Below are 19,764 nucleotides of genomic sequence, written 5' to 3'. Positions count from 1 at the left end.
GCTCGCAACAACACAAAGGTCGTGCCATGCTGGCGCGACCTTTTTCTTTTGACCGCCCGTAAGGAGAGACCGATGCCCGCACTCTGGATTGCCCATGTGACCGTGACCGATGAAGAGGCCTATGGCAAATATGCCAAGCTGGCGGGGCCGGCCATTGCCAAACATGGCGGCCACTTCATCGCCCGTGCGGGGCGCTATGTGCAACTGGAAGGCAAGGATCGCCCGCGCAATGTGGTGGCGAAGTTTGACAGCGTCGAGGCGGCGGAGAAATGTTATCACTCGCCGGAATACCAAGAGGCACTGAGCCATGCGCGGGGCGCGTCAGAGAGGGAATTGCTGATTGTCGAGACCGATGAGTGATCTGACAACTCGTTGATTAGACGTGAAAAAGGGGCCGTTCGGCCCCTTTTTTTGTGTTTTCTTACTGCGCAGCTTTTGCCATCCGCTTGCGTTCATGCGGATCCAGATACCGTTTGCGCAGACGCACATTGTTGGGGGTCACTTCCACCAGCTCGTCGTCATTGATATAGGCAATCGCCTCTTCCAGAGACAGGGTCATCGGCGTGGTCAGACGCACCGCGTCATCGGTGCCAGACGCGCGCACGTTGGTCAGCTTCTTACCTTTCAGGGGGTTCACTTCCAGATCGTTTTCGCGGCTATGTTCACCGATGATCATGCCCTGATAGACGTCGGCCTGTGCGCCGATCATCATCTTGCCGCGCTCTTCCAGGTTCCACAGCGCGTAAGCGACCGAGGTGCCGTTTTCCATGGAAATCAGAACACCGGCGCGGCGGCCCGGAATGGCGCCTTTATACGGGGTCCAGCCATGGAACACGCGGTTCAATACGCCGGTGCCGCGGGTGTCAGTCAGAAACTCGCCGTGATAACCGATCAGGCCGCGCGACGGCACATGGGCGATGATGCGGGTTTTGCCGGCACCTGCCGGGCGCATTTCCGCCAGTTCGCCTTTGCGGGCCCCGGTGATTTTCTCGATCACGGCGCCGGAATATTCATCATCCACGTCGATGGTCACCTCTTCGACGGGCTCCATACGTTGGCCGTTTTCTTCGCGCATGATCACCTGCGGGCGTGAAATGGACAGCTCGAACCCTTCGCGGCGCATGTTTTCGATCAGAACACCCATCTGGAGTTCGCCACGACCCGACACCTCAAAGGCTTCGCCGCCCGGCGTGTCTTCGATCTTGATGGCAACGTTCGACTCGGCTTCTTTGTGCAGGCGGTCGCGGATCACGCGCGATTGCACCTTTTTGCCGTCCCGACCGGCCAGCGGGCTGTCATTGATGCCGAAGGTCACGGTGATGGTGGGCGGGTCGATCGGCTGCGCTTCGAGAGGTTGGTCCACCGCCAGCGCGCAGATCGTGTCGGCCACGGTGGCCTTTGACATACCGGCAATCGAGACAATGTCACCGGCCAGCGCTTCTTCGATGTCTTGTTGGGCGAGGCCACGGAAGGCCTGGATTTTGGTCACGCGGAACTGTTCGATTTTTTGGCCGATGCGCGAGATGGCTTGCACGGTGGCGCCCACCTTAAGGCGCCCGGTTTCCACACGACCGGTCAGGATACGGCCCACAAAGGGGTCAGAGCCCAGCGTGGTGGCCAGCATCGAGAAATCTTCGTCCTGGTGGGCGATTTGTTTCGGCTTCGGCACGTGGTTCACGATCAGGTTAAAGAGCGCGTGCAGATCTTTGCGCGGACCATCCAGTTCTGCATCCGCCCAGCCATTACGGCCAGAGGCATACATATGCGGGAAATCAAGCTGATCTTCGTTTGCGCCCAGCGAGGCGAAGAGGTCAAAACACTCATCCAGCGCGCGGTCGGGCTCGGCATCCGGCTTGTCGACCTTGTTCAGCACCACAATCGGGCGCAGCCCCAGCGCCAGCGCCTTGGAGGTCACGAATTTGGTCTGCGGCATCGGCCCTTCGGCGGCGTCCACCAGCAGCACAACCCCGTCCACCATCGACAGGATCCGCTCCACTTCGCCGCCGAAATCGGCGTGACCGGGGGTGTCCACGATGTTGATGCGGGTGTCTTTCCATTCCACCGAGGTGGGTTTGGCAAAGATGGTGATGCCGCGTTCGCGTTCCAGATCATTGGAGTCCATGGCCCGTTCGTCCACGGCCTGATTTTCGCGAAACGCGCCGGATTGTTTCAGAAGTTCGTCGACCAGCGTGGTTTTGCCGTGGTCAACGTGAGCGATAATCGCGATATTGCGAAGGTCCATGTTGCGCGCCTTTTCAAAGGAAGTTGACGCGCGAATAGCGTGACTTGGGGCGAAATGCCAGCCTTAATCGCGGTTTCTGGCGCTAATCCTGCGTTAATGCGTCGATGTGGTCGAAAACAGGTTGATCACAATGATCCCCGCCACGATCAGCATGAGGCCCAGCACGGCAGGCAGGTCGAGTTTCTGGCCAAACACCGCAAAACCGATCATCGCGATGAACACGATGCCCAGCCCGGACCACAGCGCATAGGCAATGCCAACCGGCATGAATTTCAGCACCCAGGCCAGAAGCGCGAAGCTGATCCCATAGGCCACAACCACGGTGACCGAGGGCCAGAGCCGTGTGAACTGATGGCTGGCCTGCAGGGCAGAGGTGCCGATGGTTTCAGCGATCACGGCGAAGATCAGAACAAGATAGGGCATGGGGAACCTGCGATTTGGGGATCACTTTGCACCTGCCTGGCGGGGTGCAGCATGTCTAGCGCGGGGGCGACATCTGATGTCGTGGGGGGGCGATGGCAGCTATAGGGGCAATTCGGTTGTGTCCTTCAGCTCTTCCATGACGAAACTGGCCGAGACATCACTCAGTTCAATCCGCGCAATCAGCGCCTGATACAGCCGGTCATAATCGGCCATGTCAGCCACCCGCGCGCGGATTAGGTAATCCAGATCCCCGGTCATGCGATAGGCGCCAAGGATTTCCGGGATATCCCGCGTGGCACGGGCAAAGTTTTCCAGCCAGTCGGGGGCGTGGTTCGCGGTGCGGATCTGGATAAAGACCGACAGGCCCAGCCCCAGCTTGTCCCCGTCCAGAAGGGCTACCCGCTTGCGGATCACGCCCGCCTCTTGCAGCTGACGAATGCGCCGCCAACAGGCATTGCGCGACAGGTTCACCCGTGCACCAAGCTCCTCCAGGCTGAGATCTGCGTTACGTTGCAATTCACCCAGGATCTTTCGATCCAATGTATCAATATCCACCATTTGGAAAGATTAACGTGATAAGCTCTCAAGATCCATACGAAAAACAGTGAGATTGGGAAGAATTCTACGCGACTATGCGGTGTGATGGGACAACGGATGAACAGGAGCGCGATATGATCAACAAACTCTTCCTCGACCACCCCGCCTCTGTGGAGGAAAGCTATTTTGAACATGCAAGATTTGCAGGCTGGTTTGCCTTCTGGTTGTTTCTGGCGGCTGGGGCTGCGTTGATCCACGCGGTGATCCCCGCGGTCTTTGAAAAAACCGGCAGCCGGATCATTGCGAAACTTTATGCCAAGACCCATAACCGGGGGCAGTAAAACAGCAGGACAAAAGCGTTATGTGCCGATGGGCGGCCTATGTGGGCAAACCGATTTTTCTGGACGAGGTGGTGACGCGCCCGGGCCATTCTCTGATTGCGCAAAGCCAGCAGGCCACGGAATGCAAGACGGCCACAAATGGCGACGGGTTTGGCCTGGCCTGGTATGACGCGCGGCCCGAACCGGGGCTTTACCGCGACATTTACCCCGCCTGGTCCGACCCGAACCTGCGTTCGGTCTGCGAGCAGGTGAAATCGCGCCTGTTCCTGGCCCATGTGCGCGCCTCCACCGGATCGGCGATCAGCCGCAACAATTGCCACCCGTTTGTGCATGAAAACTGGAGCTTTATGCACAATGGTCAGTTTGGTGGATTTGAACGGTTTCGCAAACAGGCGGATATGGCGGTGCCAGATGCGCTTTATGCCAGCCGGAAAGGCGCCACCGACAGCGAGGTTCTGTTCCTGCTGGCACTGGAGGCCGGGCTGGCGAATGATCCGGTGCGCGCGCTGTCGAAAGCGGCCAGCACCTTGGCCGACCTGTCCCGCGCCACCGGCATAACCCCGCATATGCGCCTGTCCGCCGCCTTTTCAGACGGAGAACGGCTTTGGGCCGCCCGCGCCAGCTCTGATCACATCGCGCCCTCGGTCTATTATCGCTGGTCTGACACGCGTCAGGGTTGGGCTGTCGTCAGCGAACCGCTGGAGCAAAATGAGGGCGACTGGACCGCGATTGCCCCCGGCCAGATCGCGATGTTTGAGGGTGAAAAAATCACCCTCACGCCGCTTCCTCTTGCCTAAAGCGCTTCGAGATTAACTTGAGTCACAAGTTGATTTCGAAACGCCCGCAACATCAGGAGGTTTCGAACGTTTCGCCTCATTCTTTAGTCTCAACAATAAGGCGAAACGCTTTAAAGTACCTCGGGGTGAGCCTCGAAGAGGCGAGGGGCAGCGCCCCTTACTCCCGCATCAGCTCTGATCCCAATCCGGTTCGCGCTTCTCGATGAACGCATTGATGCCTTCTTCGGTGTCACGAAACATCATGTTTTGCGCCATCACATCACCGGTAAACGCATAGGCATCTTCCAACCCCATGGACAGTTGATCATAAAAGGCGGATTTGCCGATTTTCACCGCGGCCCCCAGTTTTGACGCCACGGTGTCCGCCAGTTTGCGCGTCTCGGCCTCCAGGTCTTCCTGTGGCACCACGCGGTTCACAAGCCCCAGCGCTTCGGCGCGTTCCGCCGGGATGAAGGCTCCGGTCGTCAACATCTCAAACGCCTGTTTTCGGGGGATATTGCGCGACAGAGCCACCATTGGGGTCGAACAGAACAGCCCGATATTGACACCGTTTACCCCAAAACGGGTGCCTTCGGCGGCCACGGCCATGTCGCAACTGGCCACCAATTGGCACCCGGCGGCGGTGGCGATGCCGTGGACCTGGGCAATCACCGGCTGTGGCATGCGGGTGATCAGGGTCATCATCTTGCCGCAACGGGCAAAAAGGTCCTGAAAATACGCTTTGCCACCATCCTCGGCCGCGCGCGCAGCGGTCATTTCCTTCAGATTATGACCTGCGCAAAACGCCTTGCCTGCGCCCGACAGGATCACCGCGCGAATGCTGTTGTCCGCCGCGATGTTCTTCAGCTCATCTGTCAGGGCCGTCAGCATGTCATCCGACAGCGCGTTCAGCGTGCCGGGGGTGTTCAGGGTCAAATGCGCCACTGACGCTGCGTCGTCTCGGATCAGAATCGGATCTGCCATCTTGTCCTCCCTTGGGTCTGGCCGTCACGATAGGGGGAAAGCGGGCATTTCCGTAGCGGAATGCAAAAGAACGTCACGTGACAAACTGGATTGGCGAAACGCAAGGGGGGGATATGGAACTGAAGATGAACCGGGCCGAGCTGACCGATTTTCTGCAAGAGCAGTTTCCGCAGGTGGCGGATGATTTCGAAGTGGCGGATGTGGCGCCCATGCAAATCACCATGCGCAAACGGGTGGGCAACAAACATCTGCGCCCCGGTGGGACGGTGTCAGGGCCTACAATGTTCGCGCTGGCGGATGTGTCGGTCTATCTGGCGATCCTTGCCATGATCGGGCCAAAGGCGCTGGCGGTGACCACCAATTGCTCGATCGATTTCATGCGCAAACCGGCGGCAGATGCCGATCTGATTGCCCATTGCAGGCTGCACAAGCTGGGGCGCGTCCTGGCGGTGGGTGATGTGTTGATCCATTCCGAAGGCGATGACGCCCCGGTGGCGCGGGCCAGCCTGACCTATTCGATCCCACCCGAAAAGGGCTGAGCCGGGCCAACAAGGCTTGACCTTCCCCGGCCCTTGGGCCACCTCTTGACCAAGAATTCATTGAAAGGAATGCGTCATGACCGAGCAGTCCGCGCCGCAGGAGTTTTCCCGCCTGGCCCATTATCCCGTAACCTTTTTTGCCATCATCATGGGCCTGATGGGATTGACGCTTGCCTTGCACGCAGGCGTGCCGGCCTTTCCCTGGTTGGGGGCGGCATCGTCGCTGGTCTGGCTGATTTCGGTGGCGGTGATGGCGGTTGTGTCCGTGATCTATATCGCCAAGGCGCTGCGCTATCCGGGGATGGTGATCGAGGAATGGCATCACCCGGTCAAGATCGCCTTCTTTCCAACCATCACCATTTCGCTTTTGCTGATGGCCACGGCGACCCATCCTTATGCGCCGGCGCTGGCGGAATGGATCTGGCTGGTGGCGGTTGTGGGGCAGGGGGTGTTGACGATCGCGGTGGTGACCGGCTGGATTTCGCACCGATCCTTTGAGGTGGGGCATCTGACCCCGGCCTGGTTCATCCCTGCCGTGGGCAATGTGATTGTCCCGGTTCTGGGCGCACGGATTGGGTATATCGAAACATCCTGGCTGTTTTTCTCTGGCGGGATGCTTTTTTGGATCGTGTTGCTGACGCTGGTGATGAACCGGTTGATTTTCCACGATCCGATTGTCGCGCGTCTGTTTCCCACCATGGTGATCCTGATCGCGCCGCCCTCGGTCGCCTTCATCGCCTATGTGGGCATGGTGGGCGAAGTGGATGGGTTTGCCCGGATCCTGATGAATGCGGGCTATATCTTTGGGGCGTTGGTGCTGGCGCAGGTGCCGCGTCTGGTGAAGTTGCCCTTTGCGCTGAGCTGGTGGGCGCTGAGCTTCCCGCTCGCCGCGCTGTCCATCGCGTCCTTCCGGTTTTCTCAGCTGGACGGATCGCGTGCACATCAGACCATCGGGATTTTGGTGCTGGCGCTGTTGGTTCTGGTGATTGCCGGGCTGATCTGGCGCACGTTCAAGGCGATCTTGCGTGACGAGGTCTGTCGTCCCGAATAATGCGCTGAAAAAGCCAGAAAAAAATGGCCGGGGAAGACCCCGGCCCAGGAAGAGATTTCGTATTGATGTCTTTGTCGGGTGTCAGCCTTTCCAGAAGGGTTTCTCTGCTTCCAGATCAGCCTCTGTTTGTGTGACACCAATATCATTCAGCCGATACTCTGGCAGATCGCGCAAATGCTTTCGCATTGCACGGCGTTCAGCCCATTTGGTCCAGGTCACGGCGACGACCAGCGCAACTTCCGCAATGGCGGGCAGTGACGTCTGTGTGTCGAGATAGGCAAGACGGTCTTGCCGGGGGCTGTATCCGTGATCCATGATGACCTCCAAAATTGTATTGATACAATATGGCAAATGTGCCAATAATGAATGGATACAAAGTGGCGGCATTCAAAACAATTGGAACATTGTAATGGGTACAATATTCTCGGACACGCTTTTGGCTGGTGATGGGCCGAAATATCAGCGTCTGGTTTCAGGCCTGCAGCGGGCCATCGAGGAGGGTGATTTGAACAAGGGCGAAAAGCTTCCCCCGGTGCGAGAATTGGCCTGGCAATTGGGCATCACACCGGGCACGGCGGCGCGGGCCTATTCTATCTTGTCTGATGAAGGGTGGGTGCAAACCGAGGTCGGGCGGGGCACTTATGTGCGCGGCAGGCCGGTGCCCGTCGCTGATGTGCCATCTGCCACACAGCCCATTTATCAACAGCCAACCTACCAAGAGCTGGCCTTGCATAAGGAGCCCGAAAACGATTTCCTCTTTGCGCCGCGCTTGCCGGATGTCGGGCAGGTCAAGGTGATCCGCGAGGCGATGATGGCCGCGGCCGCTCTGCCGGATCAGATGCTGTTGCGCTACCCATTTTTCACCTCGCAACAGCATTTGCGAGAGGCGGTGCATCGGCAATTGCCCGAAGACATGCGCATGTCGGCGGATCGGGATGATGTGGTGGTCACCAATGGCGGGCAGAACGGGATCATGCTGTCGATGCAGACCCTTTTGGCGGAAGGTTCGCGTCGGGTGATTGTGGAGCAGCAGTCCTATCCCGGTTTGCGCCGCGCGGTGGAATTGTTGGGGGCCGAGGTGGTGGCCGCCCCGATGGATGCGCACGGGGTCATTCCCGACGCGCTGGACCGAATTGCGCGCGACACGGATGCGCGGCTGTTCTTCACCATGCCCGAGGCGCATAACCCCACCTGCACCGTCACATCGGAAGAGCGGCGGCATCAGGTGGCGGAAATTGCGCGCAGGCGCGGATTTCACGTGGTGCAGGATGATTGTTACCGATTGGGGGCGCCCATCGGCCCGAGCTATCGCAGCCTGTTGCCGGAACAGGGCTGGTTCATTTCATCTTTCTCGAAAACCGTGTCCCCTGCGCTGCGGGCGGGCTATGTGGTGACCCCCGACAATTGGGCGGGCAAGATGCGGCGGGTGCTGGATGTGAATTACTTCGGCGTGTCGGCCCCGGCCTATGAGACGCTGTATCACGTGCTGACCCACCCAGACCTGACGCAGATCCTGACGCGGATGCAAGACAAGAACCGCGAATATATCGAGGTGGCCCTGAATGTGCTGGGGCGGTTTGATCTGGGCTGGTCCCATGACGTGCCGTTTTTGTGGTTGAAGCTGCCGGATGGCTGGCGCGTGTCCACCTTCAGTCAACTGGCCGAGGCCAAGGGCATTCGGGTGCGACCGGGGGATGATTTTGCCCTGCGCGATGGGCCTGCGGTTCATGCGGTCAGGATCTCTGTGAACGGGCAGATGCCTCTGGATCGCTTCCGCATGGTGTTGGGGCAGATCGCCCATATGCTGGATCACCCACCGGAAAGCCTGAGCGCCTGATCCACAAACCTGATCAACAAAAAAGCCCCGGACCATGCCGGGGCGTTTTGTTATTTGAAGCCGTAAGAGCCGCGTCAGGGAATGAGGCGCGACACATAGGGGGGCAGGGCAAAGGCCCCTTTGTGCACCTCGGGGGTATAGTAATTGGTCTCGATCCCGGCCGCAGCAAAGCGGTCATTCAGAACGTCAACCGACACATGGCGCGCGTCGCTGTCCGTACCCCAACCAAACGCCATCGGCCCGCCCGCATAGGTGGGGATGGTGGCGAGATAGCAGGTCGCGTCTGCAAAGAGCGACTGAAAGGCCCGCATGGTGCCGGTCAGCTCGTCGCCCTGCATAAACGGCACGCCGTTTTGCGTAACCAGAATGCCGCCCGACGCCAGCGCGTTTTTCGCGTGGCCATAGAAATGGTCGGTGAACAGCACTTCACCCGGTCCAATCGGGTCGGTGCTGTCGATGATGATCACATCAAATCCACCCTCGGTGCCCTTCATGAAATCCGCGCCATCCGCGATCACCAGGTTCAGGCGCGGATCGTCGAAGGCCCCGCGGCTGAGGCTCGGCAGATATTCTTTAGAGAATTCGACCACGCCCGCGTCAATTTCAACCATGGTGACGTGTTCAACGCTTTTGTGATCCAGCGCCGCGCGGGCCATGCCGCCATCTCCGCCGCCCACAATCAACACGCGTTTGGCCGCGCCATGGGCCAGGATCGGCACATGGGTCAGCATCTCGTGATAGATGAAATTGTCACCTTCCGTGGTCTGCACCACGTCATCCAGCGTCAGAATCCGGCCAAATGTGCCGTTCTGAAACACTTTCAGGCGCTGGTGCTCGGTCTTGCTGTCATACAGCATCTCGTCGATGCGCAGCGCCTGGGCGTAGTGGTCATGCAGCTTTTCGGTGACCCAGTTGTCCTGATCGCTCATGCGGCGGCCTCCTCTGAGGCGACGATCCCATCGCCGCGCAACAGTTCCTTGACGCGCACGTTTTCCGTGCCGAAGGCCGCCTTCAGAACGCCCACCGCCTTCCACGGCTGCGCGTCGCCGCACATGAAGACGTCAAACGCGCCATAGCCGATTTCGGGCCAGGTGTGCACCGAGATATGGCTTTCCGACAGAACCGCCACGCCGCTCACGCCTTGTGGGCTGAACTTGTGGGTATGGATGTGCAAAAGCGTCGCGCCGCAGGTTTCGACACAATCGCGAAACGCCTTTTGAATGCGCGCTTCATCATCAAGCCCGTGCCCGTCCATCACCTCGATGATCAGGTGGGTGCCGGCATAGACCTTGCCACCCTTCCGAATGAAATGGTCGTGACGATCTTCGTCCAACAGTTCACATGCAATATTTGAATTGGCCGCAATCGGGCCAAGTGAGCCTTCCTCGTGGGCGCCTGTCTCCAGACCGATCCCCAGTTGGAAGAGGTCCGCATCTTTCATAATGCTCCCCTTCGTTACCAGCAGTTCGTTCCAGTCGGTCCCTTAGCGCCCCCCCGGCCGTGCCAGGGTTGGGATCGGTCCCTCATGTGGGGCGGCATTTACGAAGGGGAAGCGAGTCGTGCAAGGATTTTCTTTGCATAAGGGGTGATTTGGCCACAAAAGGGCGGGGGAAGCGGTGATAGGAGTGGGGTAAAATAATACCATATTTTTAACATATTGTATTTGCAGAATAATTTGCGTGTTTTGTCGCTTGACCCGTCGCTGGAAATCACTAAAACCACCCCATCCGAAACCCAATTAGGGCTGAACACATGAAAACCTTCTCTGCAACGCCTGCAGATATCGACAAAAAGTGGATCCTGATCGACGCTGAAGGCGTTGTTCTGGGCCGCCTGGCTTCGATCATCGCAATGCGTCTTCGTGGCAAACACAAAGCCTCGTTCACGCCGCATATGGACATGGGTGACAATGTCATCGTGATCAATGCGGACAAAGTCCAAATGACCGGCAAGAAGCGCACCGACAAAGTGCACTACTGGCACACCGGTTACCCGGGCGGCATCAAGTCGCGCACCGCGGGTCAGATCCTTGAGGGTGACCATCCCGAGCGTCTGCTGACCAAAGCCGTGCAGCGCATGCTGCCGGGCGGCAAGCTGAGCCGTCAGCAGATGACCAACCTGCGCATCTACGCCGGCGCCGAGCACCCCCACGAGGCCCAGAGCCCCGAAGTGCTGGACGTCAAATCCATGAACCCGAAAAACACGCGTGAGGGCTGATCATGACCGAAGAGATCAAATCGCTTGATGAGCTGAACGCCGTCGTTGAAGGCACCGAAGCTGCTGTTGAAGTTGCTGCCCCCCGTGAGCCCGTCCGGGACGAGCTGGGCCGTGCCTATGCCACCGGCAAACGGAAAGACGCCGTGGCCCGTGTCTGGATCAAACCGGGTTCGGGTAAAGTGGAAGTCAACGGTCGCGACGTGAACGTCTATTTCGCGCGCCCCGTTCTGCAGATGATCCTGCGCCAGCCGTTCGAAGTGGCCGGTGTTCTGGGCGAATTCGACGTTTACGCCACCGTTAAAGGCGGCGGTCTGTCGGGCCAGGCGGGTGCTGTGAAACACGGTATCTCGAAAGCGCTGCAGCTTTACGAACCCTCGCTGCGTGGCGCTCTGAAAGCGGCCGGCTTCCTGACCCGCGACTCGCGCGTTGTGGAACGTAAGAAATACGGTAAGGCCAAAGCCCGTAAGAGCTTCCAGTTCTCGAAGCGTTAAGGCGTTTCCGGACAGGACAGAATTTTCTGGAAAGGGCTGCCATCTGGCGGCCCTTTTCATATTGCGGGGGGCAGGGCTTTGGCCTATATCACCCCTCAGGCACCCGTAGCTCAGCTGGATAGAGCGCTGCCCTCCGAAGGCAGAGGCCAGAGGTTCGAATCCTCTCGGGTGCGCCACCTTCCCCCTCCGCGTTTTTGGTCTGATTTGTATCTGCTGTGGTTTGCATAAGTCTTTGTGCGCAAAGAAAAAGGGCGGTCGCGTGATGCGCCGCCCCTTTGGTGTAAGATGTGAGCGCGCTTAATAGGCGTTCATGGTCAAAAGCTCGTACTCCGCCACCAACTCGTCCTCCTGATTGGTCAGGGTTACGTGCCAGCGGACCTCGCCATACTCCTCCGTGCGACGGGTTTTGGCCTTTACCGTCAAGCGCACTTTCATACTGTCGCCCGCCTCGACCGGCTTCATGAAGCGCAGGTTGTCCAGCCCGGTATTGGCCAGCACGGGCCCCTCATTGGGCTCAACAAACAGCCCTGCCGCGAAGCTTAGCAGCAAATACCCATGGGCCACGCGATCCGGGAAAAACGGGTTTCGTTTCGCGGCTTCACTGTCCATATGGGCATAGAAAGTGTCGCCGGTGAAATGGGCAAATGTCTCGATATCCTCCAGCGTCACTTCGCGCGATTTGGTGTGCAGGGTCTCGCCGATCGACAGTTCACCAAACTTGCGGGTGAACGGATGGGCCGGGCCGGTGATTTCCGTCGATCCCGGTACCCAGCGGTTGCCAACCGCGGTCAGAATGTCGGGGCTGCCCTGAATGGCGGTCCGTTGCATGTAGTGCAGAACACCGCGCACGCCGCCCATTTCTTCGCCGCCGCCCGCGCGGCCCGGCCCGCCATGCACCATATGGGGCAGGGGCGACCCGTGCCCGGTGCTTTCCTTCATCGAGGTGGCGTTGTTGAAATAAAGCCGCCCGTGGAACGCCCCGGCCCCCAGCGCCATCTCGCGCGCCACGTCGCCTGACGCGGTGATGACCGAGGCCACAAGCGAGCCTTCGCCCTTGTTCGCCAGCTCAATCGCGTGCGGGATGTCGCGATAGCCCATGATCGTGGACACTGGTCCAAAGGCTTCGGTGGAATGCACCACGGTGGCCGTGTCCGGGGCTTCGCAGTGAAACAGCATCGGTTTTACGAATGCACCTGCGTCCACATCCCCGGTGAACTCATTGTCCTCCGGGTCGCCATAAACGCGGGTGGCCTCGGTGGCAATCTCGGCGGCCTTTTCCAGCACGTCCTGCTTTTGTCCGGCAGAGACCAGCGCGCCCATGCGCACCCCTTCGGTGCGCGGGTCGCCGATCACAGTTTTATCCAGCCGTGCGGAGAGCGCCTCGATCACGTTTTGGACTTGCGCTTCAGGCGCGATGATCCGGCGAATGGCGGTGCATTTCTGCCCGGCCTTCGTGGTCATCTCGCGATGTACCTCTTTGATAAAGAGGTCAAATTCAGGGGTTCCCGGCGCCACGTCCGGCCCCAGAATGGACGCATTCAAACTGTCTTGTTCGGCCACAAACCGGACCGAGTTCTTCAGGATATTTGGGTTTGAGCGCAACATGGATGCGGTCTGGGCAGAGCCGGTAAAGCTGACCACATCCTGCGGACCGAGCCGGTCCAAAAGGTCACCTGTGCCGCCGGAAATCAGTTGCAGCGCTCCCTCGGGCAGGATGCCACTGTCGAGCATAAGGCGCACGCAGGCCTCGGTCACGTAGCAGCTGGCGGTGGCCGGTTTCACAATCGCGGGCACCCCGGCGAGGAGTGTGGGGGCGAGCTTTTCCAACATCCCCCAAACCGGGAAGTTGAACGCGTTGATATGCACTGCAACCCCTTGTAAAGGCGTGGCAATATGCATCCCAAGGAAGGTGCCATTGCGGCTGAGCTGTTCAATATCCCCGTCGATATAGATGTCGCCATCCGGCATTTCCCGCCGCCCTTTTGAAGCGAAGACAAACACCGTGCCGACGCCGCCGTCAATGTCGATCATGTGGTCCGATTGCGTGGCACCGGTGTCGAAGCTCAGATCATAAAGCGCCTGTTTGTTGGCCCCCAGATGCATCGCCAGCGCCTTGAGCATCTTGGCGCGATCATGAAAGCCCATTTTGCGCAGGTTCGGCCCACCAACGTTGCGGCCGTAATCAATCATCGCCTGCATATCCAGATCCGCACCGCCCGCCTGCGCGATCTGCGCGCCGGTGATGGCGGAATGGATCGGGCGGGCCTGGGCGCCGGGGGCAACCCACTGGCCAGCGGCAAAGCTGGCGACATTCATGATGCTCATATCAAGGTCCTCTTGGGGCAAGAAGCGTAGTATTATTCGTGGGTTGCGTATAGGTCTTAAAGCGTCACGGCGCGGTCAGACCCAAGGCCTCAAGCTGGTCTGACGCGGCCTTGTCCCAGGCTTCGCGCAGCTCGGCATTGGTGGAATGGCGCAGGCCAAACTTGGTCAGCTGGCTGGCGCGGCTCGACACGGTCTGGCCAAAGCTCGCATCCACACGCGGCCACCAATAGGCGACCGAGGCTTGCATCGTGTCTTTGTCCACGCCGTCCGCCAGCATGTGTTCCACGCCTTCAATGGCCAGATCGGTGTGATTGACCTCAACCGGCAGGATATCGCGGAACGTGTCGGCCAAGGGTTGGTAGGACACGCGGGTCAGTTCTTTCATCTGCACCGACACGGCCAGCCCCATCAGCATGTTCATGACCACCGCGTCCTCCCACGAGGTCAGCGGGTAGTTGAACACCGACAGGCGCATGTCATGGGCGTTGCGGCTGGTGCCCACCTCTGCCTCGCGGGGCAGGCGGTCGGTCCAGGGATGGTGGGTGGCGTAGCGGTCGGTGTTGGCGCCAAATTCGCCCATGATCTTCAACACCTTATCGGCATTGTCGGTCTTTTCCAGCACGATCTTGGCGGCCGCGATCCGTTCCTTGATCCCGGGGCCTGCGTTGATCATGTCGGCAAACCCGGCGGCGCCCGCCAATTCGCTGTCGACAAAAGACGCCATCAGACGCATGAGTTCCGCCCGATAGCGGGCTGGCACATTGCCGGGGCTGGTCAGCTGGCCACCTTGCGCCAGATAGTCGGTGATGCTCATCTCGCTCATGACATTCCTCCCTTAAATACGTCTTCTATCACTTTGATTATTGGTCGTAATCCACGACAACCTTGTCGGATTTCGCATAGGCCTGACACGAGAGCACATAGCCCTTTTCGACCTCGTAATCCTCCAGCGCGTGGTTGGCGATCATGTCCACGTCACCTTCCAGAACCTTGCAGCGGCAGGTCGAACAGACCCCGGCCTTGCAGGCGTAAGGCGCGTCCATGTTTTCGGCCAGGGCCGCATCCAGGATCGAGGTGTCGGCGTCCATGGTGATGGTGCGTGACGAACCGTCGAGGTTGATCACCGCTTCGGTGCCGGTGCCGGAACTTGCGCCTTTCGATACGGCCTTCTTGGCGGCGCGGCCCGGTTGGGCAGAGGCGAAGAGTTCGAACTTGATCTGGCTGTCCGTCAGCCCGTGGTCGCGCAAAGATTTGGCAATGCCCAGCATCATCGGTTCGGGGCCGCAGATGAACGCCGTGTCGATGGATTTGATATTGATCCATTGTTTGAACAGCAGCGCGCATTTTTCCTCGTCCACCAATCCGGTGAACAGGTCGATTTCCTGCGTGTCCGCCTCCAGCACATGGATCACGGTAAAGCGGCCCATGTAACGGTTCTTGAGGTCTTCCAGTTCCTCGCGGAACATGATCGTGGTGGCGGATTTGTTGGCGTAAACCAGCGTGAAATCGGCGTGAGGTTCGCGCGCCAGCGTGGTTTTGATGATCGACAGCACCGGGGTGATGCCCGACCCGCCGGCGAACCCCAGATAGGATTTCGCGGTGCCGGGTTCGATCGGCGTATGAAAGTTGCCCATCGGCGGCATGGCTTCAATGGTGTCGCCCTTGGTGAGCTCTTCATTGGCCCAGGTCGAAAACGCCCCGCCATCCACGCGTTTGATGCCCACCTGCAGGATGCCGTCATCCTTGCCGGCGCAGATCGAATAGCTACGGCGCAATTCCTGCCCGTCAAAATCGCGGCGGAAGGTCAGGTACTGGCCCTGGGTGAAATCAAAGCTATCCGGGTCGTCCGGGGTCAGGGTCACCACCACCGCGTCCCGGATGGTTTTATGAATGTCGGTCACGGTCAGTTTGTGAAAGCGCGCCATGGGTCTCTCCTCAGATGTTTCGGTCTCCGTTGCGGAAGGCCGAACCGCGTCAGATGCATTTGAAATAGTCGAAAGGTTCAAGACAGCTATTGCATTTCCAAAGTGCCTTGCAGGGGGTGGATCCAAACTGGCTGGTCCGGGTCAGATCTTTGCTGCCGCAGTTGGGGCAGCGATCCGGGGTGCCGCCGGGCGACGGGGGGGCGATGCCATAGTCTTCCAGCTTTGCCTTCCCTTTTTCGCTGAGCCAATCGGTGGTCCAGGCGGGGGAAAGCTGCTGATGCAGCTCTAGCCGTTTGATGCCGCGGTCGCGCAACGCGGTTTCAATATCAAGGTTGATGATCGTCGTGGCCGGGCAGCCGGAATAGGTGGGGGTGACGGCGACATGCAACATGTCGCCCTCCCACCGCACGTCCCGGATCACGCCCAGATCGACCAGGGAAATCACCGGGATTTCCGGGTCAGGCACCTGATCGAGCCAGGTCCAGATCGTATCAACCGACGGCTGGGTCATCATTTTCCTCCTTCACTGGGGGCCGGAAATTTGCAAATTTCCGATCCGTTTTCTTGCAAGAAAACGGGTGCCCTACCAGCTGGCTCCGGGATAGGCCCGTTGCAGCCATTGCATGGTGCAAAGCATATGCCCCAGATGCTCGGTGTGCATCCGGCCGGTGCGCCCGCCTTTATGGGCAAACCCGCTGCCCGGGATGGACAGGGTGGCCTCGCTCAGCACTGCTTGGATCTTGGCGTCATAGGCGGCGCGCAGCGATGCCGGGTCGGGGGCAATGCCCGCCTCCACCATGGCGGCGTCCACTTCGTCGCTGGCAAACATCTCGCCCACATAGGGCCAGAGGTACTCCAGCGCGGCCTGCATCCGTTGATGGCTTTCCTCGGTGCCGTCGCCCAGACCAATCACCGTGTCGCCAGAGCGTTCCACGTGATAGGCCACCTCTTTCGAGGCTTTTTCGGCAATCGCCGCGATCCGCTCGTCCGAGGATTTCACCAGTTCCGCCAGCATCACCTGCGACCAGGCGTCATAGAGGAACTGGCGCATCAGGGTCTGGCCGAAATCGCCATTGGGAAGTTCCACCAACAGCACATTGCGGAAATCCCAGACGTCGCGCAGAAAGGCCAGATCGTCGGCTGAGCGGCCCTTGCCCTCAACTTCGCCCGCAAGCCCCAGCCACAGCTGGGTCTGGCCGATCATGTCCAGCGCGGTGTTTGCCAGCGCAATATCTTCCTCCAGCACAGGGGAGTGACCACACCATTCGCTGACCCGATGGCCCAGCACCAACGTGTTGTCGCCCATGCGCAGGAGGAACTGAAACAGTTTGTCCTGATCCGCCATCACATGCTCCCCACTTCTTCGGGAATGTCGAAAAAGGTCGGGTGGCGATAGACCTTGGAATTGGACGGCTCGTAAAGCGGGCCTTTTTCTTCCGGGCTGGAGGCCGCAATATGCGCCGCTTCCACCGCCCAGATCGACACGCCTTCATTGCGGCGGGTGTAAACGTCGCGGGCGTTCTTGATGGCCATTTCCGCGTCAGGGGCGTGCAGGCTGCCCACGTGACGGTGGCTCATCCCGTGTTGACCGCGGATAAAGATTTCCCAAAGGGGCCATTCGTTGCTCATCTGATTTCTCCCTTATTCTGCTGCGGTGCGCGCGGATTTCTTGCGGGCGTGGGCCAAAAGACCGTCCCGCACCCAGGCGCCGTCTTCCCAGGCCGCGACCCGGTCTTTCAGGCGGTCGACATTGCAGGGGCCATTGCCCTTGATCACGTCGAAAAACTCGCTCCAATCCGGATCCGAGAAGTCGTAATGCCCGCGTTCCTCGTTCCATTTGATGCCGGGATCCGGCAGGTCGAGGCCAAGATATTCGATCTGCGGCACCGTCTGGTCGACAAATTGCTGGCGCAGCTCGTCATTGGATTTCACCTTGATTTTCCAGGCCATCGACTGTTCGGAGTGCGTGCTTTCACTGTCATTTGGTCCAAACATCATGATCGCCGGGAACCACAGGCGGTTGACCGCGTCCTGCGCCATCGCCTTTTGTTCGGGCGTGCCGAAGGCCATCTGCATGATCGCATGGTAACCCTGGCGGGCGTGGAAGCTTTCTTCCTTACAAATGCGGATCATCGCGCGAGAGTAAGGCCCGTAAGAGGTCCGTTGCAGCGCCACCTGGTTCACGATCGCGGCCCCGTCGACCAGCCAGCCCACTGCACCAATATCGGCCCAGTTCAGCGTCGGGTAGTTGAAGATCGAGGAATATTTCATCCGCCCTTCATGCAAGAGCCGCACCAGCTCGTCCCGGCTTTCGCCCAGGGTTTCGGCGGCCGAATAGAGGTAAAGCCCGTGACCGGCCTCATCCTGCACTTTCGCAAGCAGGATCGCCTTGCGTTCCAGCGTCGGCGCGCGGGTGATCCAATTGCCTTCCGGCAGCTGGCCCACAACCTCGGAATGGGCGTGCTGGCCCATTTGGCGGATCAGCGTGGCGCGGTAATCATCCGGCATCCAATCCTTCGGTTCGATCTTTTCGTCGCGGTCAATGCGATCCTGGAATTCTCGTTCCTGATCCGTCATTTCCTCGCGGCTCTTCACGCCGGAACGTGCCGTTTTGATCATCTGTGCATACATCGTCAGATCCTTTCCAGAATTAGCGCCACACCCTGGCCCACGCCCACACACATGGTGCAGAGCGCATAGCGCCCACCGGTGCGTTGCAGTTGATAGGCGGCGGTGAGAACCAACCGCGCGCCGGACATGCCCAGCGGGTGACCCAGCGCAATTGCGCCCCCGTTCGGGTTCACATGGGGGGCGTCATCGGCCACGCCCAATTCGCGCAGGGTGGCAAGCCCTTGGCTTGCGAAAGCCTCGTTCAGTTCAATCACGTCCATCTGCTCGATGGTCAGCCCGGCCTTCGCCAGCACCTTGCGCGTCGCGGGCACCGGGCCGATGCCCATCACGCGCGGGGCGACGCCTGCGGCCTGCATCGCCACCACGCGGGCCATCGGTTTCAAACCGTGTTTCTCAACCGCCGCGTCCGAGGCGACGATCATCGCAGCCGCCCCGTCGTTCACGCCGGAGGCGTTGCCCGCGGTGACGGTTTTGTCCGGGCCATTCACGCCCTTCAGCTTGGCAAGCTTTTCGGCGCTGGTGCCGGGGCGGGGATGTTCATCCGTGTCGACGATCAGCGCGTCGCCCTTGCGTTGGGGGATGGTGACGGGAATGATTTCATCCGCGAAAACACCTGCCTCCTGCGCGGCCTGCCAACGGGCCTGGCTGCGGGCGGCAAAGGCATCCTGGTCTTCGCGGCTGATATGATAGTCTTCTGCCACATTATCAGCGGTTTGCGGCATGGAATGGGTGCCGTGGGTCGCGTCCATTGCCTTGTTCACAAAGCGCCATCCGATGGTCGTGTCATAGACCGCGTTGGCACGGGAAAAGGCGCTGTGGGCCTTGGGCATCACGAAGGGCGCGCGGCTCATGCCTTCGACTCCGCCGGCGATGCACAGATCATAATCGCCCGCCTTTATACCCCGGGCCGCCATGCCCACCGCATCCATGCCAGAGGCGCAGAGGCGGTTCACTGTGGTGCCGGGCACGTCGATCGGCAGCCCCGCCAAAAGCGACGCCATGCGTGCCACGTTACGGTTGTCTTCGCCCGCCTGGTTGGCATCGCCATAGATCACATCATCCACGCGCGCCCAGTCCAGGTCGGGGTTGCGGTCCATCAGGGCTTTGATCGGCAATGCGGCCAGGTCATCAACGCGCAATCCCGACAGCGCACCGCCAAAGCGGCCAATCGGTGTGCGCACCGCGTCGCAAATGAATGCGTTCATGTGGTCCTCCCAGATCCTCCGGTCGAATTGTTTTCACTGTTCACAAAACCGACCGTTTGGTCGACAATACGACCGAGAGTGGGTTCGGGCAAGAGGATTTGTCAAAAAATCCATCTGGACGCTGTGACAGCACGGGATGACCTGCGCAAGCAATGTTGGTTCATTGCAAACTGCAATGACTTAAAGGATGTTGTTTTTACGCCGAAATTAACGGTTTTCGGGCTGGTCTCGGCGCACGCC

At 59.6% G+C, this 19,764-nt stretch carries 23 protein-coding genes and 1 tRNA gene; 9 read left to right on the top strand and 15 right to left on the bottom strand.

Translation table 11 applies throughout. The features are described 5' to 3' along the window. Positions 1–72 precede the first annotated feature (72 nt). A complete protein-coding gene (locus ACP15V_RS08430; RefSeq protein WP_424943226.1) occupies positions 73–360 on the top strand; it encodes a DUF1330 domain-containing protein in 288 nt (95 codons plus the stop codon). A gap of 61 nt (positions 361–421) precedes the next feature. Here the strand turns inward: ACP15V_RS08430 and typA are convergent, their stop codons facing one another. The 3 genes from typA to ACP15V_RS08415 all read right to left on the bottom strand — a co-directional run bounded on the left by typA (position 422) and on the right by ACP15V_RS08415 (position 3,223). Further along, the gene (gene typA, locus ACP15V_RS08425; RefSeq protein ID WP_424943225.1) at positions 422–2,242 is read right to left on the bottom strand and encodes a translational GTPase TypA; all 1,821 of its coding nucleotides are present in this window, start codon (positions 2,240–2,242) and stop codon (positions 422–424) included. Positions 2,243–2,335: 93 nt separating this feature from the next. Beyond that, positions 2,336–2,665 carry an SMR family transporter gene (locus tag ACP15V_RS08420; protein WP_424943224.1) on the bottom strand — a complete coding sequence of 110 codons (330 nt, stop codon included), beginning with the start codon at positions 2,663–2,665 and terminating at the stop codon, positions 2,336–2,338. A gap of 99 nt (positions 2,666–2,764) precedes the next feature. Beyond that, positions 2,765–3,223 carry an Lrp/AsnC family transcriptional regulator gene (locus ACP15V_RS08415; protein ID WP_424943223.1) on the bottom strand — a complete coding sequence of 153 codons (459 nt, stop codon included), beginning with the start codon at positions 3,221–3,223 and terminating at the stop codon, positions 2,765–2,767. Between the two features lie 113 nt (positions 3,224–3,336). Here ACP15V_RS08415 and ACP15V_RS08410 point away from each other — a divergent pair, with 113 nt between their 5' ends. Both ACP15V_RS08410 and ACP15V_RS08405 read left to right on the top strand, forming a co-directional pair. Further along, positions 3,337–3,543, top strand: a complete 207-nt coding sequence (locus ACP15V_RS08410; protein WP_424943222.1) for a DUF6356 family protein — start codon at positions 3,337–3,339, stop codon at positions 3,541–3,543. A gap of 20 nt (positions 3,544–3,563) precedes the next feature. Continuing rightward, the gene (locus tag ACP15V_RS08405) at positions 3,564–4,340 is read left to right on the top strand and encodes a class II glutamine amidotransferase (RefSeq protein WP_424943221.1); all 777 of its coding nucleotides are present in this window, start codon (positions 3,564–3,566) and stop codon (positions 4,338–4,340) included. 168 nt (positions 4,341–4,508) lie between these two features. On the opposite strand, the gene ACP15V_RS08400 is transcribed toward ACP15V_RS08405, so the two are convergent. Further along, complete coding sequence (locus tag ACP15V_RS08400; RefSeq protein ID WP_424943220.1) at positions 4,509–5,303, bottom strand: enoyl-CoA hydratase; 795 nt, start codon at positions 5,301–5,303, stop codon at positions 4,509–4,511. 113 nt (positions 5,304–5,416) lie between these two features. Here ACP15V_RS08400 and ACP15V_RS08395 point away from each other — a divergent pair, with 113 nt between their 5' ends. Together ACP15V_RS08395 and ACP15V_RS08390 are read left to right on the top strand one after the other, a co-directional pair. After that, on the top strand, positions 5,417–5,842 hold the full coding sequence (locus ACP15V_RS08395; protein WP_424943219.1) for a PaaI family thioesterase: 426 nt from the start codon (positions 5,417–5,419) through the stop codon (positions 5,840–5,842). Between the two features lie 76 nt (positions 5,843–5,918). Beyond that, positions 5,919–6,893 (top strand): SLAC1 anion channel family protein, encoded by a 975-nt coding sequence (locus ACP15V_RS08390; protein WP_424943218.1) that lies wholly within the window; start codon positions 5,919–5,921, stop codon positions 6,891–6,893. A gap of 81 nt (positions 6,894–6,974) precedes the next feature. Here ACP15V_RS08390 and ACP15V_RS08385 read toward each other — a convergent pair whose 3' ends face one another. Continuing rightward, positions 6,975–7,208 carry a DUF1127 domain-containing protein gene (locus ACP15V_RS08385; RefSeq protein WP_424943217.1) on the bottom strand — a complete coding sequence of 78 codons (234 nt, stop codon included), beginning with the start codon at positions 7,206–7,208 and terminating at the stop codon, positions 6,975–6,977. A gap of 94 nt (positions 7,209–7,302) precedes the next feature. Between ACP15V_RS08385 and ACP15V_RS08380 the strand changes: the two genes are divergently transcribed. Further along, the gene (locus ACP15V_RS08380; RefSeq protein WP_424943216.1) at positions 7,303–8,730 is read left to right on the top strand and encodes a PLP-dependent aminotransferase family protein; all 1,428 of its coding nucleotides are present in this window, start codon (positions 7,303–7,305) and stop codon (positions 8,728–8,730) included. 74 nt (positions 8,731–8,804) lie between these two features. On the opposite strand, the gene speE is transcribed toward ACP15V_RS08380, so the two are convergent. Together speE and speD are read right to left on the bottom strand one after the other, a co-directional pair. Further along, on the bottom strand, positions 8,805–9,659 hold the full coding sequence (gene speE, locus ACP15V_RS08375; RefSeq protein ID WP_424943215.1) for a polyamine aminopropyltransferase: 855 nt from the start codon (positions 9,657–9,659) through the stop codon (positions 8,805–8,807). Next, positions 9,656–10,171, bottom strand: coding sequence for an adenosylmethionine decarboxylase (speD, locus tag ACP15V_RS08370; protein WP_424943214.1), 516 nt, complete (start codon positions 10,169–10,171; stop codon positions 9,656–9,658). The genes speE and speD overlap by 4 nt, the downstream gene beginning before the upstream one ends. Before the next feature lie 311 nt (positions 10,172–10,482). On the opposite strand from speD, the gene rplM reads away from it, so the two are divergent. The 3 genes from rplM to ACP15V_RS08355 all read left to right on the top strand — a co-directional run bounded on the left by rplM (position 10,483) and on the right by ACP15V_RS08355 (position 11,614). After that, the gene (gene rplM, locus ACP15V_RS08365) at positions 10,483–10,947 is read left to right on the top strand and encodes a 50S ribosomal protein L13 (protein ID WP_271054690.1); all 465 of its coding nucleotides are present in this window, start codon (positions 10,483–10,485) and stop codon (positions 10,945–10,947) included. Positions 10,948–10,949: 2 nt separating this feature from the next. After that, positions 10,950–11,438 (top strand): 30S ribosomal protein S9, encoded by a 489-nt coding sequence (gene rpsI, locus ACP15V_RS08360; RefSeq protein WP_424943213.1) that lies wholly within the window; start codon positions 10,950–10,952, stop codon positions 11,436–11,438. 99 nt (positions 11,439–11,537) lie between these two features. Next, a tRNA-Arg gene (locus tag ACP15V_RS08355) sits at positions 11,538–11,614 on the top strand. A 121-nt stretch (positions 11,615–11,735) separates the two neighbouring features. On the opposite strand, the gene paaZ is transcribed toward ACP15V_RS08355, so the two are convergent. From paaZ to pcaF, 8 genes are all read right to left on the bottom strand, one after another. Then, complete coding sequence (gene paaZ / locus ACP15V_RS08350) at positions 11,736–13,763, bottom strand: phenylacetic acid degradation bifunctional protein PaaZ (RefSeq protein WP_424943212.1); 2,028 nt, start codon at positions 13,761–13,763, stop codon at positions 11,736–11,738. Between the two features lie 64 nt (positions 13,764–13,827). Continuing rightward, positions 13,828–14,586, bottom strand: a complete 759-nt coding sequence (locus ACP15V_RS08345) for a Phenylacetic acid catabolic protein (RefSeq protein WP_424943211.1) — start codon at positions 14,584–14,586, stop codon at positions 13,828–13,830. Positions 14,587–14,623: 37 nt separating this feature from the next. Beyond that, positions 14,624–15,688, bottom strand: a complete 1,065-nt coding sequence (locus ACP15V_RS08340) for a 2Fe-2S iron-sulfur cluster-binding protein (RefSeq protein ID WP_424943210.1) — start codon at positions 15,686–15,688, stop codon at positions 14,624–14,626. Between the two features lie 49 nt (positions 15,689–15,737). Beyond that, the gene (gene paaD, locus ACP15V_RS08335) at positions 15,738–16,199 is read right to left on the bottom strand and encodes a 1,2-phenylacetyl-CoA epoxidase subunit PaaD (protein WP_424943209.1); all 462 of its coding nucleotides are present in this window, start codon (positions 16,197–16,199) and stop codon (positions 15,738–15,740) included. A 72-nt stretch (positions 16,200–16,271) separates the two neighbouring features. Beyond that, a complete protein-coding gene (gene paaC, locus ACP15V_RS08330; protein WP_424943208.1) occupies positions 16,272–17,033 on the bottom strand; it encodes a 1,2-phenylacetyl-CoA epoxidase subunit PaaC in 762 nt (253 codons plus the stop codon). Continuing rightward, positions 17,033–17,317, bottom strand: coding sequence for a 1,2-phenylacetyl-CoA epoxidase subunit PaaB (gene paaB / locus ACP15V_RS08325; protein WP_055192062.1), 285 nt, complete (start codon positions 17,315–17,317; stop codon positions 17,033–17,035). The genes paaC and paaB overlap by 1 nt, the downstream gene beginning before the upstream one ends. 12 nt (positions 17,318–17,329) lie before the next feature. Further along, positions 17,330–18,319: a 1,2-phenylacetyl-CoA epoxidase subunit PaaA gene (gene paaA / locus ACP15V_RS08320; RefSeq protein WP_424943207.1), complete on the bottom strand. Its 990-nt coding sequence runs from the start codon at positions 18,317–18,319 to the stop codon at positions 17,330–17,332. Positions 18,320–18,321: 2 nt separating this feature from the next. Next, a complete protein-coding gene (gene pcaF, locus ACP15V_RS08315) occupies positions 18,322–19,524 on the bottom strand; it encodes a 3-oxoadipyl-CoA thiolase (protein ID WP_424943206.1) in 1,203 nt (400 codons plus the stop codon). Positions 19,525–19,764: the final 240 nt, after the last annotated feature.

It is taken from the genome of Aliiroseovarius crassostreae (assembly GCF_049803815.1).
GTDB classification, from domain to species: Bacteria; Pseudomonadota; Alphaproteobacteria; order Rhodobacterales; family Rhodobacteraceae; genus Aliiroseovarius; species Aliiroseovarius crassostreae_A.
Note: the sequence above shows the minus strand (reverse complement) of the source record. Positions and strands in the feature narration are given on the sequence as shown.